The organism is Bradyrhizobium sp. LA2.1, assembly GCF_040547725.1.
GTDB lineage: Bacteria > Pseudomonadota > Alphaproteobacteria > Rhizobiales > Xanthobacteraceae > Bradyrhizobium > Bradyrhizobium barranii.
Genome location: NZ_JBEPQI010000016.1, coordinates 56,439 through 83,324 on the forward strand (window position 1 = coordinate 56,439; position 26,886 = coordinate 83,324).

The window sequence follows — 26,886 nt, forward strand, 5'->3', positions numbered from 1 at the left end:
ATGTGAGCTGCCTCAGGCGGCGGCGCCCGACCATAACCGAGGGTTTTGCAAATTATAACTGAGAGAGGCGCGAAGTGCTCTGCGTGAGGAGCTATAGTCGAGCGACGGTCAGGGAAGATTGAGATGGACGATCTGGACGTATCGACAAAGTGGCAAGCAAGGCATCCGACGCACGGAAGCGTCGGTAGTAGACATTTTTGTACGGACATAGTGCCGGGGCAAAGAGAGTCGACATCGGCCAACGGGACGATTGCTACGGACGACAACAGTTGTGCGGCCGAAGCGTACGAACGTCATTTCCACGATTCTCTTAAGCACCTGCACAAGGAGCAGCGTTATCGCGTCTTCACCGACATCGAACGCATCTCCGGCCGTTTCCCAGCCGCCAAATGGCGCCGGTCTGACGGAACCGTCACCGAGATCACGGTTTGGTGCTCGAATGACTATCTCGGCATGGGGCAGCATCCGGAGGTCGTAAGCGCGCTGACCGTGACGGCACACCGGTGCGGCGCAGGAGCGGGTGGAACGCGCAACATCGCCGGAAATAATTCGCCCTTGGTTGATTTAGAGGACGAGCTTGCTGATCTGCATGGCAAAGAAGCGAGCCTCGTCTTCACGTCCGGCTACGTATCGAACCAGGCCAGCATTTCGACGATCGGCAAGCTGATCCCGGGCTGCGTCGTCTTATCTGATGCATCCAACCACAATTCGATTATCGAAGGCATCCGCCAGTCAAATTGCGAAAGGAGGATTTTCCGCCACAACGATCTCGGTCACCTTGAGGCCTTGCTGCGCGAGGCGGGAGACCGCCCCAAGCTTATCGTGTTCGAGTCCGTTTACTCGATGGATGGCGATGTGGCGCCGATCGGCGCCATCTGCGACCTTGCGGACAGGTATCGCGCGATGACCTACCTCGACGAGGTTCACGCCGTCGGTCTCTACGGCGCTCACGGGGGCGGGATTAGCGAGCGCGATGGCGTAATGCATCGCGTGACCGTAATCGAGGGGACCCTTGCCAAGGGATTCGGCTGCGTTGGCGGCTATATCGCGGCGTCAAGATCGATCTGCGACGCGGTGCGCAGCTTTGCACCCGGATTCATCTTCACGACGGCACTCCCTCCACCAATTGCTGCCGCGGCCCGTGCGTCCGTTCGTTACCTGAAGCACTCGTCTGCAGAGCGCGAAGCACACCAACGCCAAGCCGCTGCAACGAAACGAGCGCTCCAAGCCGCCGGTCTTCCGGTCCTCCCGAACGCTACCCACATCGTGCCTGTGATCGTCGGCGATGCGAAATTATGCAAGGCGGCAGCGGATCGTCTTCTAGAGCGGCACGCCATCTATATCCAGCCGATCAACTATCCGACCGTTCCCCGCGGGACGGAGCGTCTGCGCATCACGCCGTCGCCATATCACGGGAATACCCACATAGCGGAGCTCGCAGCTGCGCTCGCTGAGACTTGGGACACCCTCTCTCTTGCCTGAGAGCCGTGCTTGGGAGCGCCCTCTTCGCGAGCGCCTGCCGAAGGGGCGTCGGCTACCCGAAGGGCGCAGATCATGCTGGGAAGGCGTCGCGAGTCTCGGGTTGCGGCGGAGGCGGCCAAGTTGGGACGATGAACCATCCAAAGAAAGCCGTTCGACGGCATACCCACGTCTTTTTGACACGCTTCCGGATAGAAGAGGTGATGCGCCCCCGTCCAGTCCTTCTATCAGGCTGCCAGTTTGCGCGGGTGATCGCGTGGCACATCTTGCTGCCATCGTTCACAATCGGGCTCGCATCCTCCTGGTGGGCTGCCGCGAAGAACTGAACTTCCTCATCCTGAGCGCTTCTCGCCTGCGGCGCCGCCTCTCGTTCGAGCACGCTGTTCCAGAATCGTTCATTTCGACGAGCCCTCCAAGCGGGCGTTCGAAAACGATCCGAGCGAGGCAACGGACAACCGGAAATGAATATAGATATCACGCGGCGGTGCCATCTCTTGATCGAGGATATGTCCGTCGTGCGCGGCGAGCGCATGGTGTTCGGCGGGGTGTCTTTGCGACTGGACTCGGGCGAAATCGCCGAAGTGACAGGTCCCAATGGCGTGGGCAAATCCACACTATTGCGCGCGATCGCCGGCTTCTTGCCACTGGGATCCGGCCGCATGTCATGGGTGGAGTCCGAAGCAACGGATACGGCGCCCCTGGCAGAGCGCCTCCACTACGTGGGCCATCTCGACGGGCTGAAATCGGCGTTGACCGCCCGCGAAAACCTCAAGATCGGCCTGGGAATTTTGGGGCGAGGTCGGGTAACCCCGTTAGAGGCGCTGGACCGTATGGAGTTAGCCCGCGTTCTCGATCTGCCTGTCGCCTATCTCTCCGCGGGACAGCGTCGCCGTGTCGCATTGGCCCGGCTCCTGATTGCCGATCGCCCTCTATGGCTTCTCGACGAGCCGCTAACCGCACTCGACCGGCACGCACGTTCCTTGCTGAAGGGGATTGTCGCCGACCATCTCGGAAGCGGAGGATTGATCCTCGCCGCGACCCACGAACCGCTCGGTCTGCCGGAGACAATCCAAGTCAGGCTCGGAGCGAGGTGAGGGTCGTCCCGTTGGGGTGCGGTCGGCACCGCCGTAGCCTTCTGTTTCACGGTCGGGCGCGAAGACGTCACCTCGCTCTTCCGATTTCCCCGGAGCGGTCTCAACGCGATGGCAACGCCGGACGGGGCCTATGACCCGCATTCTCCTCGTCGTTTTTCTTCGCGACCTCATGCTGGGGCGCCGCATCGGTGGAGGCGGGGTTCTCGGCCTGGTCTTCTTTCTCAGTCTCGTGACGGTCGTGCCTTTCGCGATCGGACCCGACCTGCGCTTGCTATCGCGCATCGGTCCAGCCATTCTGTGGATATCAGCGCTCCTCGCGAGTTTATTGGGCCTTGACCGTCTGTTTCAGGCGGATCACGAGGACGGTTCGCTGGACCAGATGTTGCTGTCCCCGGCGCCCCTAGAACTCATTGTTCTGGTGAAGTGCGTTGCCCACTGGTTTGTCACGGGGCTGCCGCTCGTTGTGCTCTCGCCTTTGTTTGGCCTGATGTTGGATTTGGACGGCCCGGCGCTCCGGGCGGTGGCGGCGACGTTGTTGGTTGGTACGCCGGCTTTCACCTTTCTGGGAGCGATCGGTGCAGCCCTTACCGTCACGCTGCGGCGCGGCGGTCTTTTATTGTCGATCCTCGTCGTGCCGCTAGGCGTACCGGTGCTGATCTTCGGTGTCTCCGCGGCGGAGCATGGCACAGTGCCCTTTCTGACGCCCTTTCTGGTCCTCTGCGCGCTCGGGCTCGCATCCATCGCCCTCGCCCCAATTGCCGCGGCTGCAGCACTTCGCGGCGCGGGAGAATGACGAGCGCATGCAGAGTAAAGGATTTGGTTCGAGGGGCCGTAGAACGACTCCGCTCCGAAGGTAAGATGGCTTGACCATCAGGAGATGCCTATAGCGGAGTATCGGCGTCCAACACAGTCGCGAGCCGATCCCGCTCGGCTTGGCTTAAGGGCACCTCCGGCGTGGATTGGAGACGGCGCAATCCGAACAGGAAAGCAATCCCGCCCGCTACGAGCACCAAAGCCGGCATTCCCCAAAGGAGGGCTGTTTCCAACTCGAGTGGTGGTTTCAGCAAGATAAAGTTTCCGTAACGCTGCACCAGAAAGGCGCGGACCTGCTCGTCGCTCTCGCCGAGATTAAGGCGTTCGCGCACCAGCAGTCGGAGATCTCGCGCGAGCTCTGCATTCGAATCGTCGATCGACTGATTTTGGCAGACGAGGCAGCGCAACCCGGCGGAAATAGTCCGCGCGCGCGCCTCACGCTTCGGGTCGGGCAGGACCTCGTCTGGCTGTACCGCCCTTGCCAAGCTGGGCGCGAAGCCCGCAATTAAGATCGAAAGCAGGAGAACGCGACGAAGCGAAGTCATTCGGCGGGCTGCGGTGCTGCGGGGTTGGCGGCGGCGTGGACGCTCGCCACGCGGCGCGCGAAGCCGATTCTAAGGCGTCGATCGGACAACGACACGATCCCTCCGAACGCCATGATGACAGCTCCGATCCAGATGGCCGTCACGAGCGGCTTCCAGAATATGCGCGCATCGATCGAACCATCGGGGTGTTGGTCCCCGAGCGAAATGTAGATTTGGCCAAAACCCAACGTCACGATGCCTGCCTCGGTGACAGTGGTCTGTCGTGCGGGAAAACTACGCTTGGCGGGCTCGACGGTGGCCACGGTTGCGTCGCCCCTGCTGATGACGGTATGGGCCAGGACTTCGGAATAGTTCGGGCCCTGTCGCGATCGAAGATTCTCGATAGTGGCTTGATAAGGGCCTAGATCGATCCCCTGGCCCAGCTTGACGGCCACGATCCGCTCCACGCCCCAACCGGTCGCCGCCAAGCCCATGAGTGTTACGCCAAAGCCTGCGTGAGCGATCGCCGCGCCCCAGGCTGAGCGCGGCAGCCCGATTCCTCGGGCCAGCATCACCCGAGCGGGCTGCCCACGTGCCCAGACACGCGACGCCACATCGGTGAACGAACCGACGATGAGGTAGACGGAGAGTCCGAGACCGACCGCGGCGAGGATGGGGCCGCCGCGGATGACAGACACGAGCACAAGGGCTGCCATGAGGCCCCCGAAGGCAGCGACCGTGACCCGCTGCGCTGCGCCGAGCAAATCGCCTCGCTTCCAAGCGAGCGACTGACCGAGCGGCATCAGCAGAACGATCAGCGTTACAAGCGGACTGAGCGTCAAATTGAAAAACGGTACGCCTACCGAGATCTTGTCTCCGGTCAAAGCCTCGAGCGCGAGCGGATAGAGCGTGCCGGTCAGCACCGTAGCGCAGCAGGCGGTAAGCAACAGGTTGTTGACTGCGAGCGCGCTCTCACGTGACACGGGTGCGAAGAGAGTACGCTGGCTCAGGGAGGGTGCGCGCCAAGCATAAAGCGCGAGGGAGCCGCCGATGAACGCGGTCAGGATGACCAGAATGAAAACTCCGCGCGCCGGATCGTTGGCGAAGGAATGGACGGATGTCAGCACCCCTGAGCGCACCAGGAAGGTACCGAGCAACGACAGTGAAAAAGTAAGTATCGCAAGGAACAGTGTCCAGATCTTGAGGGCTTCGCGCTTCTCCATGACGGCAGCCGAATGCAGGAGCGCGGTACCCGCGAGCCAGGGCATCAGCGACGCATTTTCGACCGGATCCCAGAACCAGAACCCGCCCCAGCCTAGGGTGTAATAGGCCCAGTACGAGCCCATGGCGATACCAAGCGTCAGAAAGATCCAGGCAATCAGTATCCAAGGTCGAACGTAGCGCGCCCAAGCGGCGTCTTGCCGGCCTCCGATCAGCGCCGCCACCGCGAACGAGAACACGATCGAGGACCCGACATAACCGAGGTAAAGGAGCGGCGGGTGTATCGCAAGGCCCGGGTCTTGAAGCAGCGGATTGAGGTCCTGACCTTCGAAGGGCGCCGGAAACCGTCGCATGAAGGGATCGGACGTGAACAGGATGAAGCAGAGGAAAGCAACGGATATCCAGCCTTGGACCGCTAGCGTATTGGCGTGCAGTTCCCTCGCCATACCGCGCCCGAGAAACGCCACTGTTGCTCCGAAGACCGCGAGGATCAGAACCCAAAGCAGCATGGATCCTTCGTGATTACCCCAGACGCCGGCGATTTTATATACAAGTGGTTTGGTGGTCAGCGAGTTCTCGGCGACTGTTACGAGACTGAAGTCGGACACCACATGGGCGTAAGTTAGTGCCGCGAAGGCATATCCCAGCAATAGGAATTGGGTGATCGCCGCGGGGACTGCAGTGGAAGCGAGTCCAGAATCACCGCTGCGGGTCCCCCAGAGCGGCAGAATTGACTGAACCAGCGCGACGGCGAGAGCCAGAGCGAGCGCGTAATGTCCGGTTTCGACGATCATTCTTTCGATCCCATCGGCTGCGATGCTTCGTGAAGGCGACGCTATTGCGCTCGCGCGGATCTTTCGTTGCGCCAAGAGTCTTGTTGCTTGAGCTTGTCGGCTACGTCCTTCGGCATATATCGCTCGTCGTGTTTGGCGAGCACGGTATCGGCATGAAAGAGGCCTGGCCCCTCCACCGTGCCCTCGGCCACGACGCCCTGCCCCTCACGGAAGAGATCCGGCAGCAATCCGGTGTAGCTGACCATGATGTCGTGCTTCAGGTCGGTCACCGCGAAGACGACAGTCGCCGATCCACCATAAGCAAGTGAGCCACTTTTCACCAGGCCACCGATGCGCAGACGGGTTCCTCGCGGCGGCGCCTCTTCGGCCATCTCGGTCGGCCCGTAGAAGAAGACGATACTGTCGCGCAATGCAAACAGAATGAGCCCTACCGCGATGGCCAAAGTGAAGCCTGCTGCGCTGATGATAACGAGGCGCCTCCCCTTTCTGGTCAAGATCTACTCCTTCAAACCAAGCTGCCTGACGAGTTCATCGATGCGTGCCGGCGCTTGCGCATCGCCTACTAACTGCGCACGCGCGCTTGCGATCGCCGCCACGGCCTTCTGACGTTCACCCAATACGATGTAAGACCTAATCAGTTGCAGCCATCCCTGAATATCATGGCCGTTCTTCGAGAGCTTCTCGGCGAGACCTTCTACCATCCCGCGGATCGCGTCACCCCGCTGCTCCGGAGGAAGTTCGGCGACGTCAGCCTGGGCTTCGCCAGCATGGATGTCAGGAGCCGCGGCAACGAGGGTGAAGTCCTTACCCGTCCGCCTCGATACGGTTGGCATGTCAGGCTGGTTGGGAGCGCCGACCTTGAGGTACGACGCAAGCGCAACGAGCGGCAGTACTACGACGATAGCCAAGGCCGCCGCGGCGCGTCTCGGCCGTCGACTCTGCGGCGCACCCGGCCGACTCTCCGACGCTGAGTTGAGTGACGCGAGCACCCGGCGCTCGATCTCGGCACGCGTCGCCACGGCATCCTCTGGTGCTACCAGTCCGCAGCGGACGTCATCATCCGCCTCGGCTAGAAGGTCGCGATAGAAGGTCACATCGGAATCGTGAGCGCCAAAGCCCTCGCAACGCTCAGAGAGAGACCGGACCAGCGCTAGCACGACTGCGGAAGTCATCATTGCGAAGACGGCCCACACCATGTTTCAAGTCCTCCGTCCGCTTTCTACACTGCGTAACGCGCCACATCGTCGGCCATCCGCCGCCCTTGAAACTCGGACCGCTTCTGGGTGTGTCGCTTCCATGGTCAGATCGATCACTGCTGAATAATGTAAGTGGACGGAATCCCACGCTGCCGAAGCGAGAACACGCTTTTTTGTATCGGTCGCGCGGGGATGCGGAGCCTGCAAGGTGGTCGTCATGGACGCTCCGCCTCGGCAATTGCCGCCATTAAAGCAGATCGACTCGTGTCCGAGATGCCACCAACCAGCTTATAGGCGATTGTGCCATCGCCCTTGATCACATAGGTCTCGGGGACGCCGTAGACGCCGAAATCGATCCCCGTTCGACCGGACCGGTCTGTGCCAACCTGCGCGAAAGGGTTCCCGTTGACGGCGAGATAGGCTAGCGCACTTCTGGTATCGTCCTTGTAAACGATGCCGGTAAGCTTCACCCCCTGTCGCTGCAACTCCCGGTCGTTCGCCAACGCCATCAGCGCCGCTTGTTCTTCCCGGCACTCGACACACCATGACGCAAACACGTTCACTATGGTCACGTGCCCTCTCCGCAGATCGGCGCTCGACAAGCCAGGTGGACCGGACGTCGAAAGCCCATCGAGTGGCTCCAGCGCAAAGTGCGGCGCTGGCTTGCCGATCAGAGCCGAGGGCACGAGCGACGGGTCTCCGGCGCCGAGCCGCACCAGGAGTAATGCCGCAATTCCGAAGAAGACCAGAAGCGGGATAATCACCCACAGGCGGCCCAGTGCGCGTCGAGGGGCCGTGGCGCTCGCTGGGACTTGAATCGAGGCGGGGATGTTGCTCATACGGCCGCGCGGATCCGAATGATCAAGTAGAAAGCGACGCAGGGTACGGAGCTGAACGCGATAGTCGATGAGGACCGCCGCGATCATCCCGGCTAGCACGGTGCTCGTCACCAGAAAAGCTGCCGCAATGAATCCGCCATGCTGCATCATGATCTGCTCAGAACGCCACTTTGGCAGGCAACATGCGAGCCGTTGCGGGTTCGCCCGCAGCCGCCAGCGTGATCGCAAGCCGCCGGACTCGGCGTCGCATGATCTCGTTGCGGACGGCCATTACCTGGAGAGTCACCAACAAAAGCGTGTATGCGAGCGCCATAACAATTAGCGGCCATAACATGGAGCCAACAATCGCCGAGCCCTCCATCCGAAATACCGACGCTGGCTGGTGGAGAGTGTTCCACCAATCAACCGAGAACTTCACGATCGGGATGTTGATGAACCCCACCAGGGTCATGATCGAAGCTGCCCGTGCCGCCCTACTCGGGTCCTCAATGGTCTGCCAGAGCGCGAGCAGACCGAGATAGATGAGAAACAGAACCAACACGGAGGTAAGCCGTGCGTCCCAGACCCAGTATGTGCCCCACATAGGTTTGCCCCAGAGGGAGCCCGTGACGAGGCAGATGAAGGTGAAAGCTGCGCCAAGCGGCGCAGCCGCCTTTTGCATTGCATCGGCAAGCGGATGACGCCAAACTAAGGATCCAAGCGCAGATACGGCCATGAGCGTAAAGGCAAGCATCGCTGTCCACGCCGCAGGGACGTGAATGTACATGATGCGCACTGTCTCGCCTTGCTGGTAGTCGGGTGGCGCGGCGAATATTCCGAAGAGACCAAGTGCGAAGGCGAAGGCTGTCGACCCCCAGAGCCAAGGCAGCAGCTTTGCGGCGATGCGCAGGAAATTACCAGGATTGCTGTAGGCGGTGAAGCTCAGCTTCAAATTTCCGATCTCCTCGAAGCCAACTCGCAGGCAGGGAATTCGCTTACTTCCGAATGCTTCTCGCGACGAAGGACCATGCCGTCGGCGAGCCGATGAGTATCGCATCACGCCGGAGACGATTTCGCAAATTACCGTCAGTTATCGTTTCGATGCCAGTCGGCGCCTAGAGATTCGATATCTCCATCGCGTGGTGAGGCAGATGATAAGACAGCTGAAGACGCGAGCGTCCGACGCACCGGACCGTGGACGACGCCCAACTACTCGGCCCGCCCCCACGAGAGAAAGCCTTGCGACGTCGTCCCAGCCAACGACCTACAGATTTCAGGCGAACTATTGTCGAGAGCACCAAGGAGTTGCTCCAGGAGTGCCAGATGGCTGACTGTGAGATCTGAGACATCCTGGAACGGTTGATAGATCAGTTGCCTGATGATCTGCGTCGCGTTGGCGACGACACGACGCCGGATCAGTTTGTCGAGTTGTTTGCACTCACATCGGAGGAGGCGCGTCTGCATGACGCCGAATGTTTGCTGGTTGAAGTGCTTATGCGCCAGTCCAGGTCTCGCCTACGGCGGCGTCTATCAGCTTGACGATAGCCGTTCCGAGCGCATTTCGAACGCAGTAATGGACTGGCTTTTGCCAAGCACGCGAAGTGCCGCGGCACGAGAGCGGCTAAGCTTGCGCGTCGATTCTGCTGCCAACCCATCACGATGACAGTTGTCTCGGAGACGGGAGTGTTCCGGAAGCCCGAATTGCTGGAGTGAAAGTGTGCCTCGCTTCTCCTTTGCACATCATGTGGACACATCTCGACGCTGGAAAGGATCGTCGGGGCACAGGTCATCGACTTGAAGCCGATCATGGACCGGATCAAGCGCTTAATGCGCCGTTGGTCCTCCTCGATGTGCTCAGATACTGGCTCCGCCAGATGTCGATCGGCCTCAGCATCCGCCGTGAGTGGTCCTGTAACCGGCACCGTCGCAGGCAATGCGATCGCAGCGCAGCGGCCTTGCCCACTGCGGCTGCTGTCACCACCTCGCCGCATCTTCAATCGGAGTTCGGTCCAGCTACTTCTGATTTTTGCGGAGCGTATCCATGCACTTGACGAAATGCGCGGAGAAAGCTGCTGTAGCTCCTATAGCCGACTGCCCGCGCAATCTGCTCAGCTGAAAATGTCCTCGCCGCGAGCATATCGGCCGCCCGCTTCATCCGTATTCGCCGGAGCGCGACCATTGGCGAACATCCCATCGCGCGCACAAAGCGTGCCATGAATGCGGATCGGCTCAAGCAGGCCTTCTGCGCCAAGGACAGGACGGAGTGATCGGCCGATGGCCGCGCCAGCATGTCGGCGAACGCAAGAGCGATTTGACGGTCGTGTAAGATTGAAAAGCGTTCGAGCCAAACGCTGGTTGAATTCAGACTCCGACGGAGAAGCGTGACGAGTACCTGCTTCAGGATGGCGGTCGTCATCGCCTGCATTCCAACCTGCCGGCCGCTGATTTCTGCCAACGCGGCCTGCAACTTTGGCCCCAACTCATCGGCGGGTTCGAAGCGCTCGACAATCGGCGTGGAAAGGCTTGCAAAGAGATCGATCGACGAGCCGTAACTGGCGCGAAAGTACCCGCAGATCAGCATGAGCATCGGATCCACGTCCCCGGCGACGAATCGCTGGACACGCTCGCAATGAGCCCAATGACGTCGACATCCAAGGTTGCCATCAGCACATCGAGATCGGATCGAGGCGATGCAAGATTCGGACGGTCGGGCATGTGTTTCGGACCCTCGAATTGAGCTGGTGACCTAGTCGTGGGCCAGGATAATTGCAAATCTTGGTACTGCTTTATAGCTCGGACGGTGCGGCCTGGGCAGAAGGTGGGAACCTCCTTGACGAGCGTGAGCATGCCGCGCTCGCAGCGGCCCCCATTCCAGCGGTCCAGAACTAAGCCCTTAGGAGATCCTAAATGAGCAGAGAACAACGTCTGATGAAGATGGTCGAACCGATCCCTCTGCAAACCCTGACACTTAACTGGTCGCGCCTATGATGTTCTACGCAACGGCGACGTTATTAGGCGACAGCATCGGTAAGAACACTATCCGCAAGACGCGGGTCGACAGTTCCGAGCTCGCCCACAATATCTGTTTCCGCGGAAACTCCGCGACAAGCCGCTTAGCCATCGCCCCTGCCTACTATGGCAACAAGCCGGAACGGTCCGAAGCGCGGCAACTCTTTCGAGTATGAGTATGCAGCTGCAGTTTTATCAGGTGCGATATTTCTTAGCCCTAGCAAGGACACTCAATTTTACGCGGGCTGCGGAGCAATGCAATATAACCCAGCCGGCACTGACAAAGGCGGTACAAAAGCTGGAGCAAGAACTCGGTGGCGCGTTGATTCACCGTGAACGTCACCTCACCCGGCTCACCGAGTTGGGCAAGATGATTTTGCCCACGCTGGAGAAAATATTTGCCGCCGCGGAAGCGGTACGGCTTCAGGTGCGAGGCTATCAAAAGAAGACAATCGCCCCGCTCAAGATCGGGCTGGTGCCGTCAGTCTCCGCCGCACTCATCACGGAATTACTGTTGGAGCTCGCCAGGACCATCCCTGACCTTCGAGTCGATTTGCACGAGACAGATGCCAACGGGCTCGTTGCAATGCTTTTGGATGGCGAGATCAATGCCGCGCTCGTCGGTGACGCCGTGGAGCTACCTGAGCGTATCGACCGCTGGCGGCTGTTCGAGGAGCGGTACGTGCTCGCCTTGTCTCAGAAACATCCGATGGCGAGGCAAACCGTTATCCCGCCCCAAGACTTGCATGAGGCGGTATTTCTCGAAAGGGTCGGATGCGACGTCGCAGGCCGATTCAAACAGGCTTGTTTTGCCGACCATCCAGGCCCTAAAGTTGTGCACAGGAGCGCTCAGGAAAGCCATCTTCAGCAAATGTCGTCCGCCGGTCTTGGGGCCATCCTGGTGCCAGAACACGCTCCCAGGCTGCCGTCGCTCGCCGCTATTCCAATTGAGGGCGACCCCGTCCGGCGCGAGGTGCAGCTCTTGGCCGTGGCTGGGAGGCAGTATTCGCCGGCACTTGACGCCTTTATCAAGGTTGCTCGTGTTTGCGACTGGACGAGTGCGTTGGACAAACTTCGCCGTGCATCTGCCCCTGCGTCGAACAAAGACAATGCTCGCAAGGCTGATGCACAAGGTGCAGGCGCCTTAATCCAAATAAAGGACCCCGGTCCCGCCTCCTCATGTCCGAGCTTGTCGCGGACATCCAACCGTCGTTTGCTGAAGTGACGCGAAGTCGTGGATGGCCGGGACAAGCCCGGCCGTGTCGCAGTTGCAGTCCCCCACGCGTGACCACTTGAGTTGACTCGTGTCATTTCCGGTCAGGCTCTAAGGGCGAGGCGGGCGCTTCCGCCGCGACGCCGCTCTATGCGGGCGCCAGATCTTCACCACATCGCCGACGATGTATTGGCTTCATTTAGGGGCGTGGAAAAATCGATTAGCTTCAGGCCAGACTAGGCGCAGAAAAGGCGAAGCTACACCACAATTGCGTCAGAGCGAATATTGCAGGCCGAATAACAGGCGGTGGAAGAAGAGTCGTAGCGGGCGGGACCGGCGGCCGGCCTTCCGGCCTTATGACAGGCGCCTTGTAGCATGCGCGCGCGACATTGAGGAAGACCTGATCAAACTCGGTCCGCGTGCGCGTCGGAACCGGCGAAGTGACGCTCCGCGCCAAATAAGTCGAAGCCGGGATATCCAAAAGTCGCAGCCCGGCTCGGCCAAAGTCTAACCCGGCTTCGCCCTTCCTGTCAGACGTACAAATGCGAGTGCAATTGAGGACTTGCGTGTCGCAGGGCAAGCTCACCTCGCATGGCTTGTAGCAGCTTTCGGGCGAAGGAAACTGCCGCTCGGCCTGATGCGGGCCCTCAGCACGGGCACCGCAATCGCGCAACGGAATAGATGAACGAAATCCTTAATAGGAATCCGGAGTTCGACCCCATGCGCCTAGCCGATGATGACCAGTTGACGGCACAACTCCAATTCAAACGAACGAGAGACGCGATGGCAAACGGCCTCCCACCACTTTCGCCCTCGACGCTGCGAGGCCAACTCCAGCAAGTCGGTTTACGCGAGAATTTGCCGAAGCCACGCTATTCGCGGCATGGCCCCGAATATCTGCAACAACGTTCAAGATCACAAGTGTTGTTTCCGATATCCCCGATCATTGGAGGCGACCATGAATTCTCCACTTTTGATCCAGCTCGCCAATTGGACGGTCTCGTCGCGGCGAATGCGATCCATCCTGTCGTTGAAATCTCTCCTTGCGAGGCTGTGGCACGCCTCACCGTAACAGGGCACGGCATGGCCGCCGAATCTGTGCAATCCACCAGCCGAAGCGCAATCCAACATCATTATCGTGCTCCAATGCACATGCTCGTAATGTACGAGAAGGGGGAGCGCCGCGACGGAGAGACATTTGTGGAAGGTTTGCCGCGATCAGCGCTCCGGAACCTCGAGCGGAAGCTGACATTTGTGCCGGCTGGCCGCGAATTTCACGATTGGCACGAGCCGCGCGGGTCGCAGATGCGGCTGATGTACTTCTACTTCGAACCTGAAAAGCTGAAGGCTCTCTCTAAGCATGGCATCACCGACCTAACGGACGCTCCACGCCTACTATTCGAGGACGAAACGCTATGGCACACCGCGTTCAAGCTGAAGACTTTCGTCGAGAGCTCCGCGGGTGACCCAATCTACTTCGGAAGTCTCGGTACTCTGCTCATACATGAAGTCGTGCGTTTCACTTCCGGAACGCCCAGCATTCAACCGCAACTCAAAGGTGGCCTTGCACCGTGGCAGCAACGAATCGTCACCGCCTATATCGAGGAACATCTCAATGAGCGGATACCGATCGTCGCGTTGGCGCAGCTCGTTCGTCTGAGCCCGTATCATTTCTGCCGGGTATTCAAACAATCTCTCGGAATTCCGCCACATCGGTACCAGACCAACCGTCGTGTTGAGCACGCCAAGTTGCTGCTGGCAAACCGCGCGGGCTCGATGACGGAAATCGGTCTGGCGGTAGGCTTCAGCAGTCGCAGCGCGTTCGCCACGGCGTTCCGGAAGGCGACGGGAATTGCCCCCGCGGATTACCGCCGAAGCGTGGCTCCCCCTATGACATAAGAATGACCTGCGACGTCGCGACCAGCTTTGCTTTTCAGAAAGTGGACATCTCCGCCTCACATTGCGATGAGGACGATCGGCTTTCGGTGCGCGCTAGGAAAGCAGCTCACAAGCCTGACGAAGACATGCATCTACGAGTGGCGGCCCTGGCGGCATCCGTTCTCGCGAGCTTAGTGGTGAGCATGGTGTCGCACGTCAACGGATCATTTCGGTCTTTAAACCGCCGAACGCGTTAACGACGGAAACTCGGAGATCTGGCCGACTCGATGCTCCCATAGCCCACTGGCAACCGGCTAAGACTGACTTTGCCATATTGGCTCCACGAGCCGGAAGAATCTTGGCAACGAAAGCAGAAAGTCCGCCGCACAAGTTCAACAAAGCGACCGAAAGCTGAAGCGGCGCAAGGGGAACGGCCCCGCCGAAAGACCACAGAGCGATCCTAAGGGCGTTCGGTAAATCTGTCGCTGCTAATAGAGCGTGAAGATGAACAGGGATTTCATCGGCCGGCTTACAGCAGGGTGCTGAGGGCCATCGACCTGGCGAACGTCTCGCGGCAACGAACCAGGGCGTTCCACGCTGGAACTCGCGCGGTGTCACGTGTTGAACGGCCTTCGTGAAGGTGATATTTTGAAGTTGGGAGAGTATCTCGTGGCGCAGCATTCTATTCAAAAGCGTGCGGTAGCCGAGGAGCCAACTATCGCCGTTGTCGACGATGACGAGGACTTCCGCGACTCACTCGGAGGTCTGTTGAACTCGGTCGGCTTCAAGGTCAAGTTGTTTGGGTCGGCCGCGGAGCTGCTTGAAGACGAATTGTTACCGGTGGCGAGCTGCCTCGTACTTGACGTCAGATTGCCGGGCTTGGGCGGTCTCGATTTTCAAACCGAGCTGTCGAAAATGAACGCTTCCATTCCCATCATCTTCATGACCGGCCACGGCGACATTCCGATGTCGGTCAAGGCGATGAAAGCAGGCGCTGTGGATTTTCTGACCAAGCCGTTCCGCGATCAAGACTTGCTGGATGCAGTGACGATCGCGCTGGAACGCGATCGGACGCGACGGAAGGCCGAGCAGCGGCTCACGGACCTGAAGTCGCGTCTCGAGCGTTTGAGCCAACGCGAGCGAGAGGTTCTGGCTCTCGTGACCACTGGCTTAAAGAACAAGCAGGTCGCTTTCCAGCTAGACATAGCCGAGATCACTGTGAAGGCGCACCGTGGCCATGTGATGCAGAAGATGGGTGCGCAATCGTTCGCCGAGCTTGTCAAAATAGCGGAGACGCTTGGCATAAAGTCGCCGCGGTCCTAATCGCTTCGTGATGGCCCGTGGCACCATCCGCGAAAACGTTGTTGTTTGCGCGAACCAACTGATGGTCTTAATCGGTTGCCGGAAGGGCGCCGCTCCGCGTCGAGCGCAAACGACTTGGCATCGGCGCGCGTTCGGACGTGGCCCAAACCGGGCTGAACTATTCAGAAGTTCTGCATCAATTATTCCAAAGTATATCAACGATTATTCCGAAGTGTGGCATCGCCCGTCCACAATATAATCGCCAGTCCAGCCTCTTGTCGTTACAGTGCGATTGATTGGATAGCCGCGCAGTGCGCGTCTTGAGATGGACACGAAACGCGAAATGCGGCGGACCCCATCCCCAGCAGTGAGGGCGGGGATATGTCTAGCGAAATTCAGATTTCGATCATCGATGATGATGAGCAATCTCGCGCGGCATTAGCGGATCTCATGCAGGCAATAGGTTTCACGATTGAGGCTTTCCCATCCGCCGTGGATTTTTTGGCGTCTCCCAACGTCAGCCATACCTCCTGTTTGATCGTTGATGTCCACATGCCGCGCATGACTGGGACTGAACTGCATAGCCGCTTGGTAGGATCTGGCTATGACATACCAACAATTCTCATCACGGCTTACCCCGATGACAGCGCGCGAGCTCGGGCTCTGGGTCGGGGCGTCGTTTGCTACCTGACAAAACCCATCGACGAGGAGGTTCTGCTCGCATGCGTCGAATCGGCTCTGCGGCGCGGCAAATCGGATGAAAGTCCGTCATGACCGCTCAATCAGCTGCCGGTGCCTGCAGGTGAAATAGCCTAAAGATTGGGTTCGAGCAACCATACTTGACACCGACTCATATCTCCAGCGTCCCGATGCTCAGCCCGAAGATCGTTGCTCTTTGAACGGGTCGCCGTAAATGTGATATCCGTTAAATTCCCATAAGCCCGGCGACTCGCGATCCAACAACTCGATCCCGCGCACCCACTTCACGCTCTTGTACGCATAGAGGTTTGGCACGACGAGGCGCAATGGGTAGCCATGCTCAGGCGAAAGGGGTTCGCCGCCATGCCGCAGGGCCAACATCGTCGTCGGGCGCAGAAAATCCGAGATTGGCAGGTTTGCCGTGTAGTTGTTCTCACCATGAATCATCACATACCGGGCCCCTGGCCGCAACTTCACTCGCTTCATCAATTCTGTGGCGAGCAATCCTCCCCAATGGCTGTCGAACCGGCTCCAGCCGTTGACGCAGTGCATATCCGCGAATACGTCGCTCTGCGGTAAATTGGATAGCTCTTCCCACGAAAGCCGCAGTTGCTCCTCTACCAAGCCGAACACGCGAAAATCCCACGTCCTGGGAGCAAACACCGGCACCGAGCCCACATGCAGCACCGGCCACTTGAGCGTCAGCGACTGTCCCGGGGGCAGCCGTCCAGCGGCACGCATCTCACGCTCTCGTTCGCGTCGCTCGTTCGATCGCACAAATAGCTCCATTGCAAAGTATAGCGCGCGCAATAGTATAGGCGCGGCCTAGTTGGCAAACGTCGCAAATCTTCGGGGCCTAAAATGCCGTCAGCCGCGTTGCGGCGGACATAACCAAACATTGGGCTTCTGGTACCCCACACCCAGAAACGACCTATCAAGGTCCTAGTCCAGCCCGAAGCGGCGAAGGGCGAGCTTCACTCTTTCCCCTCACAGGTCTCAGAGTTAGAACTACTTGCAGGCTCTGAGAGTAAGCCAGGAACAGTCTTGCTGGTATTGTGACGGAAAATGTTGACGGCTCCGATCACCTCGTCCTCATCGTCGCGAATTGGGAAGACATTAACGAGCGCCAGAAGACGATTACCGTTGGGCTGCTCGCAAATCACATCGGCGTTTCGAACGGTGCCGCTGTTGTTGATCACCATGGAAGATGGTGAAAGTTCGTGCGGCATCACTTCTCCTGAGGGGTAACGAAGAAGGTGTGACCCGCAATACTTTTCCGAGGTTCCTAGAGACGGCGTGCGTCCCCAGCCCGCGATTGCAGTTTTGTTGCATTTGACGACAGTGGCATCCTTTTCGAGAACGTATATCCCTACTGGCATAGAATCCATCGCCGCTTGGTCTGCAAGAATTCCTTTCGCGACGAGGTGCCCGTCGACGAGTTCTCCTCGGAAGTCGATTTTGTCGAAGTCGCCATCCAAAATCATCGTGCTTGTTGCCAAGCCACTATCTGTCACGCTGGTTGCCATTTTCAACCTCCTTTGCGCGAAAGAGTTAGTAAACGATGGGGCAGCAAGTTCGTTCCCTCATACAATAGTTGGGCAGCGAGGCTGTCTTAAGCGGGCGTGCTATCTGCTGGAGCGGCGGCAGCACGTCTTCAAGTTCTGAGAAAACGGGCTTCGCGGAAACTCGCCGCCTCATTTCCGATAGCGGGACTATGAGCCAGATGATGGGGGCGACGAGAACGAGGATAGCGCGTACGTTCGACGGAGCGTGAAGATCGCGGGGGGCAGTTTACCGTTCTAAGCCGAACAGAACCAACTCTACGGCCGTCGCGGCCATTGATATTTCGTCCCTGTTGACACCTTTCTAGCGTCCTGCCCAAATGATCATTCCGAGGTCGTGATGCCGTGGCAAAAAGAATGTCACCTATCTCGGGGTACGTGCTGGTGCCCCTGCGGGAAAGCGCGGACTTTACCCTTTACCGCGGCCGAAAGCACGACGACCCCTCGCCAGTCCTGGCTATCGCACTCTTCGAACAGCCATCGCCTCAGAGTATCAAGCGGCTCATGCACGAATACTCGTTCGCAGCCGAACTCGATATCGCGTGGGCTGCCACACCTCTGGCCATTGCTCGTCACGAAGAGCGGACGATCCTCTTACTCAAGGACCCTGGCGGAGAGCCGCTGGATCGGATTCTTGCGCGCGACCGGGGGCAGCCGCTCAACCTGACTCGCTTCCTTAGCACCGCCATTGGGTTGGCAAGAACACTCGGTCAAGTCCATCAACGAGGCCTCATACATAAGGATGTCAAGCCTGCGAATGTCCTCGTCGACGACGCCGGCAACGCGTGGCTCACCGGATTCGGGATTGCATCCCAACTTCCGCGCGAGCGTCAGTTGCCCGAACCTCCCGAGTTCATCTCGGGAACGCTCGCCTACATGGCGCCCGAGCAGACGGGACGAATGAACCGTTCGATCGATTCACGGAGCGACCTTTACTCGCTCGGAGTGACTTTTTACGAAATGCTGACCGGGAGTCTTCCATTCACGGCCTCCGACCCGATGGAATGGGTGCATTGTCACATCGCGAAACAACCAGCCGCACCCAGTGAGCGGGTGGGAACCGTGCCGGCCTCGGTCTGCGCGATCACGATGAAGTTGCTCTCCAAGACCGCGGAGGAGAGGTATCAGACAGCGGTGGGAGTTGAGAGCGATCTTCGGCGCTGCCTGTCCCAATGGGAGTCCCAGGGGTGGATTGATGACTTCGCGCCTGGCGCTCGCGACACCCCCGATCGCCTCTTGATCCCCGAGAAGCTGTACGGGAGGGACCGCGAGGTTGACACTCTGCTCACCGCCTTCGACCGCATCGTTGGCGGTGGCCGAGCGGAGCTTGTGCTCGTCTCCGGATACTCCGGCATCGGCAAATCGGCGGTCGTCAATGAGCTTCATAAACCGCTCGTGCCGCCACACGGCTTGTTTGCGTCAGGCAAATCCGACCAGTACAAGCGCGACATTCCGCATGCCTCGCTGGCCCAGGCGCTTCAGAGCCTCATCCGGCGGCTCCTCAGCCAGAACGAGGAAGACCTGCGCAAATGGCAAGACGCACTTCGTGAGGCGCTGGGTCCGAACGGACTGCTCCTCGTCGATCTCGTCCCGGAATTGAGGTATGTCATTGGCGAGCAGCCGCCAGTGCCCGAGTTGCCACCGCAGGAAGCGCAGAGACGTCTTCAGATCGTATTTCGACGGTTCATCGGCGTGTTTGCGCGACCTGAACATCCGCTCGCGCTCTTCCTCGATGACATGCAGTGGCTGGATGTTGCCACACTCGACCTCCTCGAAGATCTGTTGACCCGCGACGATTTGCAGCACCTACTGCTCATCGGTGCGTATCGGGACAACGAGGTCAATGCCGCCCACCCGCTGGTACGTAAGCTAGAAGCGATCCGTCAGGCTGGAGGGGCAGTGCAGGAGATCGTTCTCACACCACTCAGTCGCGACGATCTAGGTAAACTGCTTGTGGACTCCCTTCACTGCCAACTGGAGCGCGCCGCCCCACTGGCAGACTTGATTCACGAAAAGACCACGGGCAACCCGTTCTTCGCAATCCAGTTCATTTCCACTCTGGCGGACGATCGCCTGCTGACATTCGACTACCGCGAGCGGCGTTGGGTATGGGACCTGCTCCGTATTCGTGCCAAAGGCTTCACGGACAATGTTGTAGAGCTGATGGTCGAGAAGTTGAAGCGCCTTCCGCCAGAGACGCAGAAGGTACTCCAGCAGTTCGCCTGCATGGGCAACAGTGCAGAGTTCGAGATGCTGCGGATGGGGTATCAGGGCTCGGTCGAGGACATGCACGACCATCTCTGGGAAGCCGTGCGCTCGGGCCTCATCTTTCGTGCGGACAATTCCTACGGCTTCCTGCACGACCGCGTGCAGGAAGCGGCCTACTCGCTTATCCCGAAGGAGCTGCGTGCCGAGGCCCACCTACGCATCGGAATACTCCTCGCCGAGCACACGCCCGCTGAAAAACGTGAGGAGGCGATATTTGAGATCGTCAATCAACTCAACCGGGGCTCCCACCTCATCACCTTTGTCGAGGATCGCGAGCGCGTCGCAGCACTGAATTTGATCGCAGGCCGGCGCGCGAAACTCTCGACAGCATACGACTCGGCGCTCAAGTATCTCAGGGCCGGCAGAGCCCTTCTAGAAGAAGAGACTTGGGAACGTAATCGCCAGCTCATCTTCTCGATCGAGTATATGACAGCCGAGTGCGAGCTGCTGACCGTCACGGTTGGCCTCGCCGCCGGGGATCCACTCGCGGAAGTGCAAAAGGAATGCGAGAACGGCCTGGCATTTGCTAGGCGGGTGCGTTTCGGCCTGGTCATCGAGCGCTTCGGAGCACAACTCGGCTTGATCCTCACCTTGCGCGGGCTGACTGCTACGTTCGGGTGCCTGGATCATGAGGGATACAGCGAACTCGATACCGAACGCCGCTTGGCCATCAGCCCCGATCTGTTACTCGCCGAGTTCTACTACTGGACGCGAAAGTTGCAAGCGCACTTTTTAGCCGGAGACCTTGCGTCGGCGGTCGACGCCTCGCTGCGCGCAGAACCGCTGCTTTGGACGTCGGCGGCAATGTTCGAGTCAGCGGAGTATCGACTCTATAGCGCGCTGGCGCATGCGGCGGTGTGGGATCACGCCACACCCGAGCAGAGACCGAGGCATTTCGATTCTGTGCTGGACCACCACCGGCAGCTCCAAGCGTGGGCGGAGGTCAACCCCGAAACCTTCGAAGACCGCGCTGCCTTGGTCGGAGCCGAGATCGCCCGCATTGAGGGCGTGGTACTGAACGCTCAGGCGCTGTACGACAAGGCCATCCGCGCGGCTCACAAATACGGGTTCGTGCACAACCAGGCGATTGCCAATGAGATTGCCGGGCGCTTCTACGCGAAGCGCGGTCACGAGAAGATCGCGGCGACCTATTTGCGGGCCGCGCAGGCCTGCTACCTGCGCTGGGGAGCCGACGGAAAGGTTCGCCAACTCGAGGAGCTTTATCCGCACCTCAATGTGGACAAGTCGATCCCGGATTCCACGGCGACGATAGTGACACCCATCGAGCAGCTCGATTTAGCTACCGTAATCAGAGTCTCGGAAGCAGTGTCAGGCGAGATCGTTTTCGACAAGCTAATCAACACCCTCATGAGTTTGGCAATCGAACACGCGGGCGCCGATCGAGGTCTCTTGATTCTTCCGCGAGGCGACGAGTACCAAATAGAAGCAGAGGCCACAACCGGCAGTGACAACGTTAACGTGGTCCTGAGACAGGCACCCGTCACGGCCGCAGATCTACCGAAGTCTGTGTTTCACTACGTCCTTCGGACAAAAGAATGCGTTCTCCTGCACGACGCGTCCAGTCAGAGCTCATTTTCAGCGGATGGCTATATTCGCGACCGCCGCTCACGGTCAGTGCTCTGCCTGCCGATACTTAAGCAGACCAGGTTGATTGGGATGCTGTACTTGGAGAACAACCTTACGACCGCCGCGTTTACTCCTGCTCGAATGGTGGTCCTCACACTACTCGCTTCCCAGGCGGCTATCTCAATAGAGAACGCCAGCCTGTACCGCGATCTAGCTGAGCGTGAGGCGAGGATTCGGCGGCTCGTGGATGCCAACATCATCGGCATCTTTGTCTGGGATCCTGACGGTCGGATCATGGATGCCAACGAAGCTTTTCTCCGCATCATCGGATACGGCCGCGACGATCTCATCTCCGGTCAACTGCGCTGGCGGGATCTGACGCCCGTCGAATGGCGCGATGCCGACGACCGACGTGTGGCGGATTTGGAGGCGACCGGAATCACGCAACCCTATGAGAAGGAGTATTTCCTGAAAAGCGGGGGCCGCGTGCCGGTGCTGGTCGGGGCAGCCACGTTCGGTGGGCGTCACGACCAGGGCGTGGCCTTCGTGGTCGACTTAACCGAGCGCAAGCGGGCCGAGCAGGAAATTCGCGAAGGCGAGCGGCGTTACAGCGAGGTGCAGATGGAGCTCGTGCACGCGAACCGAGTCTCAACACTGGGGCAGCTCTCGGCTTCGATTGCCCATGAAGTCAACCAACCGATCGGGGCGGCGCTCAACAATGCCTCTGCGGCCTTGCACTGGCTGAGCAACGAACCGGCAGATCTGGAGAAAGCTCGACAGGCTCTCAACCGGATCTTTGCAAACGGCAATCGCGCCAGCGCAGTCATCGGCCGCATGCGCGCGCTATTTAAGAAAGCACCTCTCCGCAAGGAAGACGTGGACATCAATGGAGCAATCCTCGAGGTCATAGCCCTGACCCGTGGCGAAGTCGCGAGGAATGGCATTTCGGTGCAGTCACACCTCGTGGAGGGCTTGCCGCTCATTCAAGGGGATCGGGTCCAGCTGCAACAAGTGATCATGAACCTGATCATCAACGCCGTCGAAGCATTAAGCTCGGTCAGCGAGCGAACGCGAGAGTTGGTGATCACCACTGGTAAGGGCGAGCCGGACGGCGTGCTCGTCGAAGTGCGGGATTCGGGTCCAGGTCTGAGCTCACTGGACCTCGAGCGCATCTTTGAGGCCTTTTACACGACGAAGCCCGGCGGCTTGGGGATGGGTCTATCGATCTGCCGCTCCATCATTGAAGCACATGGAGGACAACTGCGGGCCACCGCCGACCAACCTCAGGGCACAACTTTTCAATTCAGGCTGCCTGGACAGCCAAATCAGGCGGCGTGAATGAACATCCTGCAGCGGGTCAGCAGCGGAGCGGACGGCTACGGAATGTTGATATGACTCTTGGAGTTTTGCGATTTCAAGCACGCGCCCATCGCCCCGTGACCGATTCACACCGACTATGAAATTCGCCCTTGAGCAGGCTTGATGCAATGAGATGTGGCGATCTGGAAGGCGCAGGGGCCCGCTTTGGTTTCACAATTCAAAATGACAGCTGCCCCTCAACCATGGAAAGGCTCAAGCCATCGAGCTGAACTTCGAGCTCAAGCGTCGGCATGATCCCGGCTGTCGTTGGAGTATTCAATAAAGCCTATGTCAGCGAGCTCACGAATTTCGACGGGACGATCGCCGCCACAGAGTCGCGAATTTCGATCCATATGTGCTCAGGCCCGTCGCCTTAACGAGCGCTGAAATAGCTGGCGGGCTTTCGTGAATGCGCCAGCGGAAATAGTGGTTGTTCGGGGAGACGACTTTAGGATGGGCTCACCTGCGACGGAAAAAATGCCGCTAAGTCGATGAAAGTCCTGAGTATCAGCTCGTCTCCAAGCTCCCCGTGACATTCGCCGATTTGGACGGGTGCGTTTCGGTCTGTGGCTGATTGCGTTCGTTACGGCCGGTCAACGTGTGCGCCGAAGGTCAACTTGGCGAAGTGCAAACCGTGCTCCTTGACCACGGATATGACTAACGTGTCGGAACCTCAGCGAAAGCCGTCGTTGAGAGCCACTTTCGCAGTCCGAGTTAGCGCAACCGATCCTGACCTCTAAAGCACGGCGGATCCTTCGAGCCTACTTCGGTTGATCCAGCGGTCCAGACCACTGAGGTGTTGGACACACTACAGACGCAAGCGCCGCGAAATACTCACTCAACAAATCCGCAAGAATGAGAACGCCGTAACAAGAACTGCACTTAACTCCGCGACCAAGCCGCTCTATTTCTTTGCAAGAACATCAGTCGCACGGCAGCGTCATTGAGAACAAGGATGGGCGTATCCGAGCGTCAACTGCATCGCCTAATGGCGCCGATGTGAGCGTCAATGACACCAATCGTTATGCCATGGGGTGGGCACATACAATTTCAATCATCATGAGCGAAGAGCTCCGACCGCAAAAGTAAGAGTAAAAGAGCAAATGCGTCTACTTCTATATCGCCAGCGCCAAGAAGGATGACGGGACCCTGTTCTATCCTTTGCCGCACAAAGTGACTCCGCAGCTTGGCGTCGCGTTAGGTAACAAGTCCTGCCGGGAAGAGAACGATGGAGACCATAAACCTCACGGCCATCGCCATAAGAGGGATGTCGGCGATGGTCTATGGCAACGAACTGGAACGGTCCGAATCGCGGCAAATCTTTCGAGTATGAGTATGCAGCTCCAGCTTCATCAGGTGCGATATTTCTTAGCCCTAGCAAGGACACTCAATTTTACGCGAGCCGCGAAGCAATGCAATGTGACCCAGCCGGCGCTGACAAAGGCCGTTCACAAGCTGGAGCAAGAACTCGGTGGCGCGCTGATTCACCGTGAACGTCACTTCACCCAGCTCACCGAGTTGGGCAAGATGATTCTGCCCATGCTGGAGAAAATATTTGCCGCCACGGAGGCCGTACGGCTTCAGGCGCGAGGCTATCAAAAGAAGACAATCGCCCCGCTCAAGATCGGGCTGGTGCCGTCAGTCTCCGCCGCACTCATCACGGAATTGCTCTTGGAGCTCGCCAGGACCATCCCTGACCTTCGAGTCGATTTGCACGAGACGGATGCCAACGGGCTCGTTGCAATGCTTTTGGATGGCGAGATCAATGCCGCGCTCGTCGGTGACGCCGTGGAGCTACCTGAGCGTATCGACCGCTGGCGGCTGTTCGAGGAGCGGTACGTGCTCGCCTTGTCTCAGAAACATCCGATGGCGAGGCAAACCGTTATCCCGCCCCAAGACTTGCATGAGGCGGTATTTCTCGAAAGGGTCGGATGCGACGTCGCAGGCCGATTCAAACAGGCTTGTTTTGCCGACCATCCAGGCCCTAAAGTTGTGCACAGGAGCGCTCAGGAAAGCCATCTTCAGCAAATGTCGTCCGCCGGTCTTGGGGCCATCCTGGTGCCAGAACACGCTCCCAGGCTACCGTCGCTCGCCGCTATTCCAATTGAGGGCGACCCCGTCCGGCGCGAGGTGCAGCTTTTGGCCGTGGCGGGGAGGCAGTATTCGCCGGCACTTGACGCCTTTATCAAGGTTGCTCGTGTTTGCGACTGGACGAGTGCGTTGGACAAACTCCGCCGCGCATCTGCCCCTGCGTCGAACAAAGACAATGCTCGCAAGGCTGATGCACAAGGTGCAGGCGCCTTGATCCAAATAACGGACCCCGGTCCCGCCTCCTCATGTCCGAGCTTGTCGCGGACATCTAACCGTCGTTTGCTGAAGTGACGCGAAGTCGTGGATGGCCGGGACAAGCCCGGCCGCGTCGCAGTTGCAGTCCCCCACGCGTGACCACTTGAATTGACTCGCGTCATTTCCCGTCAGGCTCTAAGGGCGAGGCTTGGGCCCATCCGATTCGGACATGGCAGCAAGCACTGTTTCGGTCGCCGCTCCCGTGATGAAGTCCGGCCCGACAAACGCTCGACGGATGATCCCTCGTTGGTCGAGGACATAGGTGGCAGGTATTGGCAACATCCAAAAGGAGAAGCCATGGAGCGCGGAGAGATCAAAGCCGTGCCGCAAGAGACGGCGCTTTAAATGCGCCGGCACCACGGACAACAGTCCGAACGAAAGGCTTACCCCAAGATCTAGGTCGGAGAGGATTTCCAGATCGAGTTGGTGAGCGCGTTTGAAACTGCGCGGCAAGTGTCCAGTCTCGGGCGTTATGGCAATTGCTCTAGCGCCGACAGCGCGGATGCCGAAGGTGGCTCCGTGAAGAGCGCGTAGCACAGCTGCGCACAATGGAGACCAAGTCCCGTAAATGAAGGTGACGATCAACGGCGCAGCTTGTCGCAATTCAAAGGATGAAACGAGCGTTCCATTTGCCTCAGGGAGAAGGCAATCGGGGGCAGGTTCGTTCGCCTTCAGGGCGCCGCCAGGAACGCCGGCATCTCGGAGCCACGAGGAAATCAGCCGGTCGGTTCGGATGTCCAGCGTGCGAAAGCCGCTCAACGTCCCTGCGGAGGCTTCGATCGGCGTACTCTCCGGGCGCCCCCTCGAGACTTCATCGTCCATTCTAATTTCTCCCCCAAGTGGTACCCCTCGCGGTACAGGACCACGTATGTTTCTTGCATGGTGACAGCGCGCTCTGGAAAACGACAATTCAAGTTTGGAATGGTGGTCGTTTGCGAATAACCGTTAGGGATAGTCGGCGGCTCCAAAATCGCGATGTGCTGCGGTTCAGACCAAGCACTAGGCGCCGCTTCCGAAGAGGAGGCCGATGGAAGATGGTAGGCGTCGCAGGAAAGGTGAAACGATATCGCGAAGCCGGACTGAATTCCGTAGAGGCTTGAATGCGGTAGGTCCAGACTTTGACCAGTCGTTTTCCTGAGTGTGCGCCTGACCGTTCGCGCCCTCTATTCCAGCTGGCAACATCGCCTGTCAGGCACATGTTTTGGGCGTCACGTCACCTCTGGTCGCGAACGGCGACAGGCACGCCTTCTGGCCGCGAGATGCATGCGGCAACGAAGGATCTCGTATCGAAAACTGTAAGAAGGCGACAGATGAAAACTACATTCGCAAGAGACGTCTATTAAAGCGATGACTGGAAGGAATTCCGGGTCGGGTACCCAGCTCCGGCAGCGCTGTCCCATCGATGAACGCCATCCACGACGCAAGCACCCAGGCCGCGATCACCATGCGCCGGCGGGTCGCTTCCCACCCGAGCTCTCGCGCGCATGGTTCTGCATCGATAACGCCACGGCTACAACGCTCTACAAACCGCTGCGCCTCGTAGCGACATGCTCCCGTCTCTGGTTTTTAGGACTGGTCATTTGCGGTCTCGTTTTGGGTTGCTGTGACAGCGATCTCACACCTTGGCGGTCGAACCTCGACTAAGAAATCACCTCTCGCTATGGAATCGATAGACAATCGTTATTACCGGCGCGCCGCGCGGCGTGAAGCCATCGCCGGCCTGC

19 protein-coding genes are annotated in these 26,886 nt (G+C 59.0%); 9 read left to right on the plus strand and 10 right to left on the minus strand.

The window, feature by feature from the left end:
- Positions 1-123 precede the first annotated feature (123 nt).
- From hemA to ccmB, 3 genes are all read left to right on the plus strand, one after another.
- Positions 124-1,482 carry a 5-aminolevulinate synthase gene (gene hemA, locus ABIB95_RS28155; RefSeq protein WP_354244081.1) on the plus strand — a complete coding sequence of 453 codons (1,359 nt, stop codon included), beginning with the start codon at positions 124-126 and terminating at the stop codon, positions 1,480-1,482.
- A gap of 464 nt (positions 1,483-1,946) precedes the next feature.
- Positions 1,947-2,573: a heme ABC exporter ATP-binding protein CcmA gene (gene ccmA, locus ABIB95_RS28160; RefSeq protein ID WP_441256822.1), complete on the plus strand. Its 627-nt coding sequence runs from the start codon at positions 1,947-1,949 to the stop codon at positions 2,571-2,573.
- 130 nt (positions 2,574-2,703) lie between these two features.
- Positions 2,704-3,366 (plus strand): heme exporter protein CcmB, encoded by a 663-nt coding sequence (gene ccmB, locus ABIB95_RS28165; protein WP_212102328.1) that lies wholly within the window; start codon positions 2,704-2,706, stop codon positions 3,364-3,366.
- Positions 3,367-3,454: 88 nt separating this feature from the next.
- Here ccmB and ABIB95_RS28170 read toward each other — a convergent pair whose 3' ends face one another.
- From ABIB95_RS28170 to ABIB95_RS28205, 7 genes are all read right to left on the minus strand, one after another.
- The gene (locus tag ABIB95_RS28170; protein WP_354244087.1) at positions 3,455-3,931 is read right to left on the minus strand and encodes a cytochrome c-type biogenesis protein; all 477 of its coding nucleotides are present in this window, start codon (positions 3,929-3,931) and stop codon (positions 3,455-3,457) included.
- Entirely contained in the window at positions 3,928-5,925 is a 1,998-nt protein-coding gene (locus tag ABIB95_RS28175) for a heme lyase CcmF/NrfE family subunit (RefSeq protein WP_354244090.1), read from the minus strand. Before ABIB95_RS28175 ends, ABIB95_RS28170 begins: the two co-directional genes overlap by 4 nt.
- 41 nt (positions 5,926-5,966) lie before the next feature.
- On the minus strand, positions 5,967-6,419 hold the full coding sequence (gene ccmE / locus ABIB95_RS28180) for a cytochrome c maturation protein CcmE (RefSeq protein WP_212102331.1): 453 nt from the start codon (positions 6,417-6,419) through the stop codon (positions 5,967-5,969).
- A gap of 3 nt (positions 6,420-6,422) precedes the next feature.
- Positions 6,423-7,121, minus strand: a complete 699-nt coding sequence (gene ccmI / locus ABIB95_RS28185) for a c-type cytochrome biogenesis protein CcmI (protein WP_354244093.1) — start codon at positions 7,119-7,121, stop codon at positions 6,423-6,425.
- 215 nt (positions 7,122-7,336) lie between these two features.
- The gene (ccmD, locus tag ABIB95_RS28190) at positions 7,337-8,110 is read right to left on the minus strand and encodes a heme exporter protein CcmD (RefSeq protein WP_212102333.1); all 774 of its coding nucleotides are present in this window, start codon (positions 8,108-8,110) and stop codon (positions 7,337-7,339) included.
- A gap of 7 nt (positions 8,111-8,117) precedes the next feature.
- Positions 8,118-8,891: a heme ABC transporter permease gene (locus ABIB95_RS28195; RefSeq protein WP_212102334.1), complete on the minus strand. Its 774-nt coding sequence runs from the start codon at positions 8,889-8,891 to the stop codon at positions 8,118-8,120.
- Positions 8,892-9,932: 1,041 nt separating this feature from the next.
- Entirely contained in the window at positions 9,933-10,526 is a 594-nt protein-coding gene (locus ABIB95_RS28205) for a helix-turn-helix domain-containing protein (protein ID WP_354244097.1), read from the minus strand.
- A 600-nt stretch (positions 10,527-11,126) separates the two neighbouring features.
- Between ABIB95_RS28205 and ABIB95_RS28210 the strand changes: the two genes are divergently transcribed.
- The 4 genes from ABIB95_RS28210 (at position 11,127) to ABIB95_RS28225 (ending at position 16,115) form a co-directional block, all read left to right on the plus strand.
- A complete protein-coding gene (locus ABIB95_RS28210) occupies positions 11,127-12,173 on the plus strand; it encodes a LysR family transcriptional regulator (RefSeq protein WP_354244099.1) in 1,047 nt (348 codons plus the stop codon).
- A 669-nt stretch (positions 12,174-12,842) separates the two neighbouring features.
- The gene (locus tag ABIB95_RS28215; RefSeq protein ID WP_354244102.1) at positions 12,843-14,060 is read left to right on the plus strand and encodes an AraC family transcriptional regulator; all 1,218 of its coding nucleotides are present in this window, start codon (positions 12,843-12,845) and stop codon (positions 14,058-14,060) included.
- 648 nt (positions 14,061-14,708) lie between these two features.
- Positions 14,709-15,362 (plus strand): response regulator transcription factor, encoded by a 654-nt coding sequence (locus tag ABIB95_RS28220; protein WP_212102511.1) that lies wholly within the window; start codon positions 14,709-14,711, stop codon positions 15,360-15,362.
- A gap of 360 nt (positions 15,363-15,722) precedes the next feature.
- Positions 15,723-16,115, plus strand: a complete 393-nt coding sequence (locus ABIB95_RS28225) for a response regulator transcription factor (protein WP_212102504.1) — start codon at positions 15,723-15,725, stop codon at positions 16,113-16,115.
- Positions 16,116-16,214: 99 nt separating this feature from the next.
- Here ABIB95_RS28225 and ABIB95_RS28230 read toward each other — a convergent pair whose 3' ends face one another.
- Both ABIB95_RS28230 and ABIB95_RS28235 read right to left on the minus strand, forming a co-directional pair.
- Positions 16,215-16,781, minus strand: coding sequence for a sulfite oxidase-like oxidoreductase (locus ABIB95_RS28230; RefSeq protein ID WP_354244105.1), 567 nt, complete (start codon positions 16,779-16,781; stop codon positions 16,215-16,217).
- A gap of 233 nt (positions 16,782-17,014) precedes the next feature.
- Positions 17,015-17,566, minus strand: a complete 552-nt coding sequence (locus tag ABIB95_RS28235; protein ID WP_354244107.1) for a PAS domain-containing protein — start codon at positions 17,564-17,566, stop codon at positions 17,015-17,017.
- A gap of 393 nt (positions 17,567-17,959) precedes the next feature.
- On the opposite strand from ABIB95_RS28235, the gene ABIB95_RS28240 reads away from it, so the two are divergent.
- Both ABIB95_RS28240 and ABIB95_RS28245 read left to right on the plus strand, forming a co-directional pair.
- Positions 17,960-22,795, plus strand: coding sequence for a trifunctional serine/threonine-protein kinase/ATP-binding protein/sensor histidine kinase (locus ABIB95_RS28240; RefSeq protein ID WP_354244110.1), 4,836 nt, complete (start codon positions 17,960-17,962; stop codon positions 22,793-22,795).
- A 1,356-nt stretch (positions 22,796-24,151) separates the two neighbouring features.
- Entirely contained in the window at positions 24,152-25,198 is a 1,047-nt protein-coding gene (locus tag ABIB95_RS28245) for a LysR family transcriptional regulator (RefSeq protein WP_212454489.1), read from the plus strand.
- Positions 25,199-25,297: 99 nt separating this feature from the next.
- Here ABIB95_RS28245 and ABIB95_RS28250 read toward each other — a convergent pair whose 3' ends face one another.
- The gene (locus tag ABIB95_RS28250) at positions 25,298-25,984 is read right to left on the minus strand and encodes a peroxiredoxin-like family protein (protein WP_354244114.1); all 687 of its coding nucleotides are present in this window, start codon (positions 25,982-25,984) and stop codon (positions 25,298-25,300) included.
- Positions 25,985-26,886 lie beyond the last annotated feature (902 nt).